A 13220-nucleotide genomic window follows, 5' to 3' on the forward strand; every position below is an offset into this window, starting at 1 on the left:
TGCAAACTGTTGCCGAGCATACAAAGGATAACTTTGTCAAAAAAACGCGCCAAGTTGAAGCAGTACAAGAGCGATTTCTGCGAGATTTACTACGAGCTTATCAGGCGACAGAGCTAGGGCAAAAGTATGGATTTAAAGACATTAGAACTGCCGAGCAATTTCGCCAGCATATCCCCGCATCATCCTACAGTAGCTATTTACCCTACTGCGATCGCATCGCCCAAGGGGAACAGAATATTCTTACCCCCGATCCCGTTGTTTTTTTTAACCTGTCGAGTGGTTCTACAGGAGCGCACAAGCTCATCCCAGTCACCAAACGCTTTCAAAACTCCTTACGCCGTCCCAATCTAACAAGTATCGGCTTTCTCAGCTCGGCATTAAGACAACGGGGTTCTAAATTTGGCAAAGTCATCGCCACTAACTCAACTCAACTGATGGGACGTACCAGTGGTGGAATTCCCTACGGTCCCGCTAGCGTTGGAGTCCTGCGGATGGGGAAATTTCTGTGCGAGCAAATATTTGCTCATCCCTTTGAGACACTGCAAGCAGCCGATAGCCTGACGCGCCATTATCTTTGTCTGCTATTTGCGCTACAACAGCCAGATACGAGGGGAATAGCCGCCAACTTTCCCATGCTGATCCTCCGCACCTGCGGCTACTTAGAACAATATGCAGAAGACTTTATTCGCGACATTGACAAAGGAATGCTTGCACCTTGGTTGCAACTAGAACCAGAATTGCGGTTCAAACTAGAACGGCAAATAGTCGCTAACCCCAACCGTGCCAAGCAACTACAAGAAATCTTGCAAGCAGAAGGTAGACTCACCCCCGAAGCAGTATGGTCGAATCTTGCCTTCACAGTTGCAGCCAGAGGCGGGACTTCAGATTTTTACTTCGAGCGCTTTCCTACTTACTTTAGCAAGACACCAGGTTTTGGCGCGGTTTGTTGTTCGTCAGAAGGCGCGTTTGGCATTTACCCAGAGCTAAATTCTGATGCCAGTATTTTAGCGATCGACAGTGCATTTTTTGAGTTTATTCCTCAAGATCAGTGGGATGTAGAACAACCAAAAACACTACTACCTAGCGAAGTCAAACCTGGAAACTACTACCGAATTTTGATGAGTAACTACAGCGGCTTCTATCGCTACGACATTGGCGATGTCATGGAAGTCGTCGGATTTTACGAACAAGCACCACTGATTGTATTTCGCCATCGGCGCGGTGGCTTGCTGTCTTCAACCTCAGAAAAAACTACTGAATTTCACGTCACTCAAGTCATGCAGGTATTACAACAAGAATTTGACTTACCTCTAGAAGATTTTTGTATTACCTTATCGGATGATGTCATTCCCGCATATTATTTGGTGAATATCGAGCTTGCGCCTGGAAAAATATTAGAAAATCCGCAGCAATTTCTCGATCGCTTTGACCGTCAGCTGAGTGCAATTCACACTTCCTACGCCGTCAAGCGGATTAACAACGATCAAATTCCCCCGCCAAGACTGCGAATTCTTGCCTCTGGCAGCTTTGCGATCGTGCGGCAAAGGCAATTAGAGAAAGGAGTACCAGATTCTCAACTAAAATTTCCCCACATCAGCGAAGATCGCAATTTCCTAGCTGGCTTGCAAGTGGAACGGGAAGTGGAGTTATCAATTAATAACAGGGAGCAGGGAGCAGGGAGCAGGGAGCAGTGAGTAGTAGTGAGTGGCAAGTAGCTAGCCACTCACAAATGATAAATGACTGCACACCACAAAATTGTCATATTCTAAACACAATTAATCTGCTTGAATCAGTATTTGATGAGTTGAGAAAGCTGAATGGTCAATCTCGTTCTGTCCGCTTTAAATGCTGTTACAGATTTGACAAAGGCAAACTTTATCAAAAAAACTCGCCGGACGGCAGAAGTACAAGAACGGTTTTTGTTGCGCTTGTTACAAGCTCATCGCGATACAGAATTTGGTAGGAAATATCAGCTCGGTGAGATTAAAACAGTCGATTGCTTTCGCAAACGAGTGCCAATTTTACCGTATTCCAGCTACGAACCTTATCTAGAAAGAATTGCTGGGGGCAAAGAAAATGTTTTAACAGCCGACCCGGTGGTGTACTTGACGCTGACAAGTGGTTCGACGGGCAAAAAGAAAATGATTCCGACGACGAGGCGATCGCAAAATATCACTCGTCAAGCTACCCTAACCAGTATGGGCTTTCTAACCGCCGCCTTACGTTCTAGAGGGCAACAGTTTGGCAAAATTCTCCTGACAAATTCTACTCAACAATGGGGACGTACCAGTGCTGGTATTCCCTACGGTCCTGCTAGTGCTGGTGTTCTCAGCATGGATAAATGGCTGTACGAGCAATTTTTTGCCCAGCCATACGAGACTCTCCAAGTCGCAGATAGCTCTGCCCGTCACTACCTCGCCTTATTATTTGCCTTACAAGATCCTTTAATGCGGGGGATGTTAGCTAACTTTCCGATGCTCATCCTCCGTACCTGCAACTATTTAGCAAAATTTGGTGAAGACCTTATCCAAGATATCGAAACAGGAACCATTGCCAATTGGTTAGAAGTAGAACCGGAACTACGACTGACATTAGAGCAGCGCTTATCAGCCAATCCAGTTCGAGCCAATGAATTACGGGAAATTCTCCAGTCGGAAGGTAAGCTCACCCCTCATCTCGCCTGGTCAAATTTGTCTTTTGTCGCCTGCGCCCGTGGAGGTACGTCCGACTTTTATTTCGAGCGATTCCCTACCTATTTCGGCAATACACCAATTTTCGGTGCAGTATTTTCTTCTGCCGAAGGGATGTTTAGCATCTACCATAAACTCGACGACGACAGCAGCATTTTAGCCCTGGAAAGCGGTTTTTTTGAATTTATCTCGCAAGACCAGTGGCAAGAAGAACAACCGAAAACACTACTCGCTACCGAAGTCAGATCGGGAGAACGGTATCGCATTCTGACTACGAGCTATAACGGATTTTATCGCTACGATATTGGCGATGTCATCGAGGTAGTCGGATTTTACGAGCAAGCACCGCTAATTGTATTTCGTCACCGTCAAGGTGGTTTGATTTCTTCTACGACAGAAAAGACGACGGAAGCCCATGCGACTCAGGTGATGCAAGCCGTACAGCAGGAATTCGGCTTATTACTAGAAGATTTTTGTATGACTTTATCTGAAAATGATTTTCCCGCTCGCTACCTGCTCAACATTGAGTTAGCTCATGGCTATAAGCTTGAAGATCCGCAAGCTTTTTTAAATGAGTGCGATCGCAAATTACAAGCAGCAAACACCCACTATGAAATTAGCCGCAAAGATCCGATTCCGCCACCCCGACTGCGAATTTTAGCTCCTGGTAGCTTTGCCATCCTCCGCCAACGACAGATAGAAAAGGGCATTCCCGATTCTCAACTCAAGTTTCCCCACATCAGCGAAGACCGCAATTTCTTATCTGGCTTGCAGGTACAGCAAGAGGTGAGGTTACCAGAAGATAGGGACAGCGAACAGTGAAGAATGGGGTGTAGGGTGTGGGGTGTGGGGTGTGGGGTGTGGGGTGTGGGGTGTCGGGTGTCGGGTGTAGTGGATTGTTAGCTGGTCACTGGTCACTGGTCACTGGTCACTACTCCCTGCTCCCTGCTCCCAAATAAGAGCAACAGCATCCCGACGACAATCGAAGCACTTGCAGCCGTAAAAAAAGCAGCTTCTATACCGTGCTTTTTGACGACAAAGCCTAACACAATTGGACAGAAAGATTGACCGATGAAGCCTGCTCCAGCCCCCGCTGATAGCACGCTCGATCGCAACTGGGAAGGCGCAAGACCCGCCAGAGCATCGTAAAGGTTGGGTAGGATCAGACCAAACCCAGCACCAAAACCGACCGCAGCTAACATAATTAAACCGATCTCTCGTAAAAATGGGATCGTGCTGAGCGTCAGCGCCATCAAGATGAAGCCGATAGCCGTGGCTTTATACAAACCCAACGATTGAGAAAGCCTTCTGGCTCCAAAAGCAGAGATCATTGCTGCACCCAGAGCGCGAGCAGCTAAGACGAGGCTATTAGTCAGCGTATTGGCATTAATTGTATCTTTGAAATACTGCGGGGTATAGAAGACAACCGAGTACATCACGATTGATGTCAAGCTCAGAGTTAGCAATAACCAGATTGTTTGGTAGCGTCCTAAAACTTGCCACAGTTTATGTTTAGGTCGCTCTTGCTCTGTTTTGACTGAAGTACGTTCGGGTGGCTGTGGCAAAATCTTGGCTGTCAATACTGCTAATGGTAGCCCGATCGCGTATAGACAGAAAATGTATCGCCAGTGGAAGAAATAGCCTACTCCACCCCCCAACAATGGAAAGACGATCCCCGCTAGCGTCAGCGTTCCCGTGGCATAACCTAATGCTTTGGCTCGTTCCTCACCCTCATACATACTCGTGAGCAGACCTAAGCTAGCGGACGTAATGCCTGCTGTAGCGATTCCCAAACATCCTCGTAGCGCGATCAAGGGAAGAAAATCGTCTACTGTGACTCCAGCAGCACCAAAGACGGCATAACAAAGCAGGGAAACTATAAGTACCTTTACTCTTCCGACGCGATCGCAGAGAATTCCGAGGGGAAGACTAAAAAGACCCAGCGCCCAAACATGAGCGGCTGCTAAATAACCGCCAATCTCTGGAGCGAGCTGAAGTTGGTGCTTGATCTCCCCCAAGGCAGGGTTGAAAACTGCCCCAGTCATCGTAGTTAGGGAGCCAGCCGCCATCAACACCATTAACTGAGGGTTACGGGCGATCGCGGCAAAAGCTACTGTTGGCGATAGTGATAATTTGCGCATGTTGAGGAAGTCGTTACTGATAACTGGTCACTACTCACTACTCCCTGCTCCCTGCTCCCTGCTCCCTGCTCTCTGCTCCCTAGTAGTATGAGTGGACAGTTGGCGTGCTGTCAGGAATTATGCTGACAATTTTGCCGAATTAAGGGACACTAGAAAGCTAAATATTGTCAGAATCAGGCAAGAGAGGAACGATTCATGGAACTGGCTACGACCTTAACAAGTCAGACAGTTCAGAATGCTATCCGCGAGATCGGGATTAATCCAGATTACTGGTATCCGGTTGGGTGGGCAAATAAACTGCAACCTGGTCATATTATGCCCGTAACGATCTGGAAACAAGCAATTGCTGTTTTCCGCGACACGGACGGACAACTTCATGCTTTAGATGATGCGTGCGCGCATAAGGGTGTAGCTCTACATAAAGGGCAAATTCAGGGGAAACATTTATTATGTCCCTATCACGGTTGGGAATTTAACGGTGCAGGTCAATGCGTCAAAATCCCATATCTCCCTGAGACACACAAACTACCATGCGCTCAAGTTCGCAGTTATCCTGTTTGCGAAAAATACAATCTGATCTGGATTTTTCCTGGCGATGCGAGTTTGGCAACTAGCATTCCCTTACCAGAAATACCGGAATTCGACGATCCAGATTGTCTGATGGTTCCAATTCCGGCTCATTTCCAGGCGCATTTTACCATCTGCAACGAAAACACGATGGATGTGTTTCACGGGTTTTTACACAAAAACCTCCAAGGTTGGTTTGACCCCGTGCTGACTAGCTTGAAGACGACAGAATCATCGGTTCATGCCGATTATCGAGTGTCTTACAAGGGAGTCATGACTAAAATTTTGGGTTTAAGCGATCGCGGTGATGAGGTGACAACCCGTACTGTCTCGCTCCATTACCAATATCCCCACTACCACAGTGCTCTAGAGGGGGTTTCCTCTTTATACCTGATGCGATCGCCTATGGGAGCAACGGAAACCAAATCGTTTACCTTGATGTTTCTGCGGCTGAATTTACCTAAGTGGTTGGTGCAGCCGTTCAAACCCCTGATTTCTGCTTGTATCTGGCGCTTTCTATTTTCCAAGTTTCTCGATCAAGATATCGAAATGATGGAGAGCGAGCAACTCACTTATTCAAACAACCCCCAACGTCGCTATGTGGAAATTAATCCGGCAATTATTGCCCTGCAAAAGGTCATGATGCGGCAATACGAGCAATATCGCCGCAAAACCCTGTCTTCCCAACTTTCAGGGAACCAGCAGGGGGAATCGCTGTCTTAATCGGAAGCGATCTCTTCTAGTCGGGTAGAGTCAAGCTAATCTATTATCAATCGCATGAAGCAATTATCTCGTCAATACAGTCAAAGATCGCCAGCAAGATCGCTATGAATGGTATAGTGCTGGCAAAATGTCTTATTCATAGACTCACATTAAGCTGCCCGAGCCGGCAGGAAATAAGAACCTGGATAGTCTAAAAATTACCTAACCAGGGAAAATATTAATAATGTTTAGCCAGACGCACAAAGCTATCTGGGAATTTCAGGTGAGGGGAGTAAATTCGTGCAAGTAGTCAAAGAGTACGTTCAGCGCTTATATGACAGCGGGCTAGCCCCCGATGAGTTCATTTGTCATCGCCGCCAAGGTAATTTAGTCGAAGTCGAAGAAGGAGCAACGGGTAAGCGACAAACTGTCTTGACATTCTGCACCAATGATGTGTTGGGACTGGTGCAGAACGAAGCCGTGCAGCAAGCGGCAATTGATGCGATTTTGCAATACGGTACTTCTAATAGTGGAACCTCAGTTTTAAACGGTCGCATTGACTTACACCGTCAACTAGAAGCAGAAATTTCTGCTTTTAAGCATCTGCCCCACACCCAGCTATTTTTGAATGCTTGGATGGCAATGCAAGCCTTGATGGATGCTTTCTGCCATCTTGCCATTCCCGTACCAGGATTTCAAAATACGAGAGAGACTCTGATCCTGACTGACGTACTCAACCACGGCTGTATTGTCTCGGCTGTTGTCAATGCCGGGACTCGCTCTGGGAAAGTCTTCAGCCACAGCCCCCGCGTCCGCGTCAAAGCCTATCGTCACTGCGATACCGAAGATTTGGAGCGGAAACTATATCGATATGCCCGTCCCGACGACAGAATTATGGTGGTTTCCGATGCTGTCTTCTCAATGGATGGTGACATCGCCCCTCTACCAGATATGCTTGACGTGTTACAAAACTATGAAGGTAGCGTGCTGGTGATGGATGAGGCACACGCTAGCGGTGCGATTGGAGCCACGGGAAGGGGGATTTACGAGTATTTTGGGATAACCCCTCAAAATGCGATCGCGCGGGGGATCGTGCCGTTGATTATGACCACATTTTCTAAGTTTGCAGCTTCGGCTGGGGCAGCAATTAGCAGTCCCGTGGCTGAATTGATCCCGTTGATGAATTTCTCTCCCACTTCCATCGGAACGGTTTCTTTACCTGCACCTACTGCTGCTGCTGCTTTGGAAAGCATTCGCCAAGTGCGACAAAATCCCGAGCTGGTACAACAACTGCAAGCAAAAACCAAATATCTGCGATCGCGTTTGGCTAAGCATGATTTTGAAGCTTTGGGCGAAACCAACGTCGTCCCCGTCGTGTTACCCACTGAGTGCAATCCGAAATACTTTGCCCGTCAATTAATGCAAGAACACGGCATCTGGGCATCGGCAATTTGGTATATTGCTAAGCCACGTTTGCGGATCACCGTTAATGCCTTGCACACCGAAGAGGATATGGATCGCTTAGTAGAAGGAATGGTAGCAATTCGGGATACGATCTACAAACCCATGATCAGCGCCTAGCGAAACGAGCTAAATTCCAAATTCAATTATTAAAAACTTAGATAATTTTTTAAGACCAGGATGCATTGCTGTATTTTGGTCTTAATCGTTTTTTTAAACATAATTTTCGCTTGCGTCCATAACATTTGTAGGGGCGTACGGCTGTGCGCTCCTACGGAGCGTGTATTTCATCCAATTAGAAACAAGAGCGATCGCCCAATTTTTTTGACACTGCTGTGTAAATCATGCAAACGATTACAAAGTTTCAAATTAAACCTGTCACGACTCCAGTAGAACAAGAACTTTTTCTCGATGTTCCTGCTAGGGTTTATGCGAACGATCCCTACTGGGTTCCCCCCATCCGCAGCAGTGAAGCTAAGCAATTCTTGCCTAGCAATACTTTCTTTGAGTATGGCAAGGCACAGCAATTTATCGCTCTATCTCAGTCAGGAGAACCAATCGGTAGAATTGTTGCTGCTGTGAATCAACGGTTGATAGAGAAAGAAGGTCAGAAAGTCGGAGTCTTCGGCTTTTTTGAATGTATCTCCGATTTTGATGTGGCTCAAGCCCTCCTCCAGGCTGCTTGTGATTGGCTGCGAGAACAAGGCATGACTGTAGTTAGGGGACCAATCGATTTTTCAACTCACAACGGCTGTTTATTTTTAGTTGATGGCTTTGACTCCCCACCAATGATTTTGATGCCTTACAATCCACCTTATTACCCGGAGTTTATCGAACGGGATGGTTGGTACAAAGGTAAAGATGCTTACACGTATAACTTTCCCCTAGACAAACCTTTACCAGCGGAATTTGAAAAGGCTTATCGCATCGCTTGTAAAGCTGGCATAACTTTTCGTCCCATTAGAACTAAGGGTGAGGAATTTGAGGCAGATGCGCTGAAAGTTTACGATCTCCTCGTGCGTATGTTTACTGACAACTACAGTTATTCACCGCAAACCCCAGCAGAGTTTTTAGATAAAGCGCGATCGTTTCAATCTCTGATCGACCCTGATGTTTTTCCCATTGCGGAATACAACGGTGAAATGGTGGGGATGTGGATGGGATTACCTGATTACAATATTGCTCTCAAGCATCTAGGTGGCAAACTCGATTGGCTCGGCACGTTAAAATTCTTGTGGTATCGCCGCCAAATTGACCAAGGGAGAGTAATTTACATTTGCTCCCTCCCTGAATATCGCCGCAAGATGGTTTCTTTGGCTCTCATTTATTTGGGAATGCAAGGCGGCATCAAAAAAGGCAAGCCTTACAAACGGGCAGAACTAGGACACATTTACGAAGATAACTCTGCTTCTCGCAAGCTGGTAGAGGCTGCTGGTGGTAAAATTCACAAAACCTACCGGATCTATGAGAAAGCTTTGTAAATGTTTTAGATCTCTTTTTGAAACAGGGGAAGACAAGGGGGACAAGGAAGATTCAATACTATCTTCTTCCCCTACTCCCTACTCCCTATTCCCTACTCCCTACTCATGAAAGCACTAGTTACTGGCGCTAACGGTTTTACAGGTTCTCATTTAGTCCGTGCTTTAACCCAACGAGGAGATACTGTTGTTGGTTTGGTACGCAAGTCTAGCGATCTTTCTCGTCTGGCTGACTGCCACATAGAGTTAGTTTACGGCGATATTAGCGATCGCCATGCTCTGCGCACCGCTATGGCTGGTGTAGACGTGGTGTTTCACACGGCGGCTTATGTGGAATTAGGCATAGTCGATGCAGCTAAGATGGAACGGGTCAACGTAGAAGGAACCCACGCTGTCTTAGATGTTGCTCAAGAATTGAAAGTGGGGAAAGTCGTTTACTGTAGCACTGTAGGAATTTACGGCGATACTCAGGGAAAAGTTATTGATGAAACTTTTAATCGCACTCAAACTGACTTTTCCTCTGCTTATGACGTGACTAAATACAAAGCACAAAAGTTATCCGACCAATTTGCTGCCCAAGGTTTACCTGTAGTTAGCGTGATGCCTTCGGGAATTTTTGGCTCTGACGATCCCCATTTCGGACCCGTACTGAAACAATTTCTCAAAGGCGGATTAAAAGTATGGGCTGGAGGCGATCGCATTACGGGTATCGTTCATGTCGATGACTTGGTAGAAGCGATGCTTTTAGCTGCCCAAAAAGGCAAAGCTGGCGAACATTTTATTATCTCTGCCGGAGATTTGCCCACGAAGGAAATGTTTCAAATTATCTCCCAAGAGTCAGGAATTCCCGTTCCCAAGGAAGCACCCAAATCTCTTGTCAAGCTTGTCGGTAATATTCTCGATCCAATTGGCAGAGTGTTGAAATGGCAACCTCCCCTCAGCCGCGAACGAGTTCATTACGTCTACGATCGCTGCGTGCGGGTTGACGCTACCAAGGCGAGAAAAGAGTTAGGATGGCAACCGCGATCGGTGGAAGAAGTATTGCGTCAAATTGTTCGAGAATTAACATAGGGTTCGTTATCTAACGCACCCTACTACCATTTCTACTTCTGCTTTAGCATTCCATCCTCTAAATAGCTGACGCGATCGGCAACGTCAATAATTCTGGTGTCGTGCGTCACCATCAAAACGGTGCAACCTTGCTCTTTTGCCAAATTGCGGAGTAACTGAATCACGTTATGACCGCTTTGAGAATCTAAAGCTGCCGTGGGTTCGTCTGCCATAATCAACTTAGGATTACCAGCCAAAGCACGGGCGATCGCGACTCGCTGTTTTTGTCCGCCGGATAGATCGCTAGGTTTTTGATTCACCTGCGTCCCCAGCCCTACTTGTTCTAGCAAAGTTCGTGCTTGTTTTTGGGCGATCGCGCCATTAATCCCCTTATAATTCAACACTAACTCGACATTTTCTGCTGCCGTTAGCGCCGGAAATAAGTTAAAACCTTGGAAGATAAAACCAATATTATGTAATCTAAATTTCGCCAGCTTTTCCCGAGACATTCTGGTAATCTCTTTGCCAAGCAAGTAAACGCATCCTTCTGTTGGCGTAAGCAATCCTGCCAAAATTGAGAGTAAGGTTGTCTTACCCGAACCGGATGGTCCCATAAGTAATTGAATATCACCAGATCGAATTTCGAGATCGATTCCCTTCAACACGGGATACTGCTGTTGTCCTGACTGAAATGCCATTTCTATACCTTTGGCGACAATGGCTGACGATTCCGGGATATTTGTGCCACAGTTCGATCCCGCCGATTTTTTGCGGTGCTTGACTGAAGGCTTAATTGCAGTGGCAAAATTGATTAAAGAAGCTGTCATTATTGCAAATATTTAATCGATATGATTTTAACTTCACGAAAATTTGGAGTAGCCAGGAAAAATATTAATCTTTGTAATGCATGGATGTATTCTACTTACCTTATTTATTTCTCCCCATATAGCTTTCGGAATAAATGAAGCATCTATGAAGTTGTATATATTTATTGTAAATAGTTTTTTTCTCTCCCCAGGAAGAAGGAAATTATGCCTTGAAGACGATTGCCGGATCGACCCGCGTTACCTTTTGAATGGCAAAGATTGCCGAACCGACACAAATTGCGACTGTAATGCCAAACACGGCAATCGCCGTAGCAGGAGTAATCAAAATCGTTATACCTTGCGTCGCAAAAGTCCATGCACCTACACCAAAGCAAAGAACTATACCTGGGATGTAGCCTAAAACCGCCATCCAAAGTGATTGTTCGATAATTACGCCATAGATAGTCCAATCTGATGCCCCCATTGCTTTAAGCGTGCCAAACTCCCGCAAATGGTCGGATACGGAAGAATAGAGAATTTGACCCACAATGATGCCCCCTACGATAATGCCTACAGTTGCACCCAATCCCAAAATAAAACCAACCCCCGTTCGGCGCTGCCAAAACTGCTGCGTTTTCTTAATTAACTCAGCTTGAGTATATGCAGTGGTATTGGGTATAGCTGTTTCTAATCTCTGCTTGAGCTGTTGCAGGTCTTGCCCAGATTGAGCGCGAATTAAAATAAAAGAAATCGTGTCTGAAGCTGCTAGCTGACGCGGTTTAGCTTGAGAACTCTGTTTCTGATTTGTCGGTATACTCGTACACTGAATGTCTTCCGAACCAGTCTGCAACTTACAGGATAATCTAGCGTTCTGACCGCCAGTTGCGTAAGCATTGGCATTCTCTAAAGACGTGAAAACAAAAGGATTAGAAGTAATTGAGCGATTGCCTTGAGTTAAGCCTACTAAACGCACTGGTAGAGAACCGAGTTCTGCCAGATCGCCAACTTTGCTAACGTTTAGCGATCGCAACGTGCTAGTGTCGGCGATCGCGGTATAAGGTTGTTGCAAAGCTTGCTTACTACCCTGAATCAGATTGTTGGGGTTAAATAGTTGTCCCTGTGGATCGAAACCAATCACCCGCACCAAATTGATATCGCTGCTAGAATGTCGCCAAACAGCACTCTTAAAAATCAGTGCTTCAGCGCGTGCTACTCCTGCTACCTCCTGAGCTTGGTTTAGTGTTGTTGCTGGTAGCGGCAAGCTGAGTTCTGGCTGGACTAATGTATCAGAAGTTACCCAAATATCAGCATTGGCATTATATATTAACTGTGCTGCCGATCGCGTAAATCCATTGAATATCCCTGTTTGAATAGTTACCAGGCTCACGGCGAACATAATTCCTGCTTGCGCTACCAAAAAGCGAGGAATATCTTCCAGCAGGTTTTTACGAGCGAGTGAAACCATAAGACAAGAGCGTGTATAGGAATATCTTACCGAGCAACAACTTTTGTTTTTCTGACAGTAGACAGTTTGTTATTTGTCATTTGTCATGCGTCATTTGTCATTTGTTATTGGTTGACGGTTGACAGTTGACAGTGACTAGTGGCTGGTGACTAGTGAAGAAAGGGTGTAGGGTGTAGGGTGTAGGGTGTAGTGGATTATTAACTGGTCACTGCTCCCTACTCCCTACTCCCTGCTCCCTACACTTGAAACCATGCAGTTAAGGCTACTGCTAGAGCATCAGCAGCGTCGTCTGGCTGAGGGATGTAGTCTAGATTTAATTCGCGGGCTACTGCGAGTTGGACATCGCGTTTATCGGCATTGCCCCACCCCGTGAGCGCTTGCTTAATTTGGGCGGGAGTAAACTCGATGTAGGGGATGTTGTGCTGGGCTAGGACAAGCATTAAAACTCCCCGTGCTTGAGCTACGGAAATAGTACTAGCCATGCGGTAAAAGAACAGCTTTTCAATTGCCACTAAGTCCGGTTGCCATTCTTGAAGTATGGTATGTAAATCTTCATAAATCGTACAAAGTCGGCTGCCGATCTCGTTTTTAGCAGCAGTTTGAATTATGCCAAAGTCTAGCAACTTGACCGAAGTGGCGATCGCTTGGGTCGGAATTGGGGCAGACTTTAATGAAGTTGCTGTTGCGATCGGATCTCCTACTGGCGTACAAATAGCACCGAAGCCTAAAATTGCTAGCCCGGGATCTAATCCCAGAATCCGTTTTTCTAGGCGTTTTTCCAGCCGTTGTTCAATTTGTTGTTTCGATCCCACTGAACCCTTTTACCTCGTTCCCATGTCTAGATTGCTATCATTGTTCCG

11 protein-coding genes are annotated in these 13220 nt (G+C 46.2%); 6 read left to right on the plus strand and 5 right to left on the minus strand.

Translation table 11 applies throughout. From position 1 onward, the window contains the following. A partial coding sequence (locus ACRC32_RS22820) for a GH3 auxin-responsive promoter family protein (RefSeq protein ID WP_438556129.1) occupies nt 1-1694 on the plus strand: 1694 nt, incomplete at its 5' end. A 123-nt stretch (nt 1695-1817) separates the two neighbouring features. Beyond that, nucleotides 1818-3512, plus strand: a complete 1695-nt coding sequence (locus tag ACRC32_RS22825; RefSeq protein ID WP_438556130.1) for a GH3 auxin-responsive promoter family protein — start codon at nt 1818-1820, stop codon at nt 3510-3512. On the opposite strand, the gene ACRC32_RS22830 is transcribed toward ACRC32_RS22825, so the two are convergent. Further along, nucleotides 3483-3608 carry a hypothetical protein gene (locus ACRC32_RS22830; RefSeq protein WP_438556131.1) on the minus strand — a complete coding sequence of 42 codons (126 nt, stop codon included), beginning with the start codon at nt 3606-3608 and terminating at the stop codon, nt 3483-3485. The two genes, ACRC32_RS22825 and ACRC32_RS22830, sit on opposite strands and share 30 nt — an antisense overlap. Further along, nucleotides 3605-4831 (minus strand): MFS transporter, encoded by a 1227-nt coding sequence (locus ACRC32_RS22835; protein WP_438556132.1) that lies wholly within the window; start codon nt 4829-4831, stop codon nt 3605-3607. The genes ACRC32_RS22830 and ACRC32_RS22835 overlap by 4 nt, the downstream gene beginning before the upstream one ends. A 195-nt stretch (nt 4832-5026) precedes the next feature. Here ACRC32_RS22835 and ACRC32_RS22840 point away from each other — a divergent pair, with 195 nt between their 5' ends. The 4 genes from ACRC32_RS22840 to ACRC32_RS22855 all read left to right on the plus strand — a co-directional run bounded on the left by ACRC32_RS22840 (nt 5027) and on the right by ACRC32_RS22855 (nt 10110). After that, on the plus strand, nt 5027-6121 hold the full coding sequence (locus ACRC32_RS22840; RefSeq protein ID WP_438556133.1) for an aromatic ring-hydroxylating dioxygenase subunit alpha: 1095 nt from the start codon (nt 5027-5029) through the stop codon (nt 6119-6121). Between the two features lie 279 nt (nt 6122-6400). Next, nucleotides 6401-7681: an aminotransferase class I/II-fold pyridoxal phosphate-dependent enzyme gene (locus ACRC32_RS22845; RefSeq protein ID WP_438556134.1), complete on the plus strand. Its 1281-nt coding sequence runs from the start codon at nt 6401-6403 to the stop codon at nt 7679-7681. 224 nt (nt 7682-7905) lie between these two features. After that, entirely contained in the window at nt 7906-9042 is a 1137-nt protein-coding gene (locus ACRC32_RS22850; RefSeq protein WP_438556135.1) for a hypothetical protein, read from the plus strand. Between the two features lie 105 nt (nt 9043-9147). After that, nucleotides 9148-10110: an NAD-dependent epimerase/dehydratase family protein gene (locus ACRC32_RS22855; RefSeq protein WP_438556136.1), complete on the plus strand. Its 963-nt coding sequence runs from the start codon at nt 9148-9150 to the stop codon at nt 10108-10110. A gap of 32 nt (nt 10111-10142) precedes the next feature. Here the strand turns inward: ACRC32_RS22855 and ACRC32_RS22860 are convergent, their stop codons facing one another. The 3 genes from ACRC32_RS22860 to ruvC form a co-directional block, all read right to left on the minus strand. Then, nucleotides 10143-10916: an ABC transporter ATP-binding protein gene (locus tag ACRC32_RS22860; protein ID WP_438556137.1), complete on the minus strand. Its 774-nt coding sequence runs from the start codon at nt 10914-10916 to the stop codon at nt 10143-10145. Between the two features lie 202 nt (nt 10917-11118). After that, complete coding sequence (locus ACRC32_RS22865; protein ID WP_438556138.1) at nt 11119-12360, minus strand: FtsX-like permease family protein; 1242 nt, start codon at nt 12358-12360, stop codon at nt 11119-11121. Nucleotides 12361-12596: 236 nt separating this feature from the next. Continuing rightward, a complete protein-coding gene (ruvC, locus tag ACRC32_RS22870) occupies nt 12597-13142 on the minus strand; it encodes a crossover junction endodeoxyribonuclease RuvC (RefSeq protein ID WP_041463549.1) in 546 nt (181 codons plus the stop codon). Between the last annotated feature and the right edge of the window lie 78 nt (nt 13143-13220).

Origin of the sequence: Chroococcidiopsis sp. (genome assembly GCF_051657925.1) — a bacterium.
GTDB lineage: Bacteria > Cyanobacteriota > Cyanobacteriia > Cyanobacteriales > Chroococcidiopsidaceae > Chroococcidiopsis.

Coding starts and splice junctions, on each gene's coding strand:
- ACRC32_RS22825 (WP_438556130.1), top strand. CDS start 1,818: ATGGTCAATCTCGTTCTGTCCGCTTTAAATGCTGTTACAGATTTGACA.
- ACRC32_RS22860 (WP_438556137.1), bottom strand. CDS start 10,916: ATGACAGCTTCTTTAATCAATTTTGCCACTGCAATTAAGCCTTCAGTC.
- ACRC32_RS22865 (WP_438556138.1), bottom strand. CDS start 12,360: ATGGTTTCACTCGCTCGTAAAAACCTGCTGGAAGATATTCCTCGCTTT.
- ACRC32_RS22855 (WP_438556136.1), top strand. CDS start 9,148: ATGAAAGCACTAGTTACTGGCGCTAACGGTTTTACAGGTTCTCATTTA.
- ACRC32_RS22835 (WP_438556132.1), bottom strand. CDS start 4,831: ATGCGCAAATTATCACTATCGCCAACAGTAGCTTTTGCCGCGATCGCC.
- ACRC32_RS22840 (WP_438556133.1), top strand. CDS start 5,027: ATGGAACTGGCTACGACCTTAACAAGTCAGACAGTTCAGAATGCTATC.
- ACRC32_RS22850 (WP_438556135.1), top strand. CDS start 7,906: ATGCAAACGATTACAAAGTTTCAAATTAAACCTGTCACGACTCCAGTA.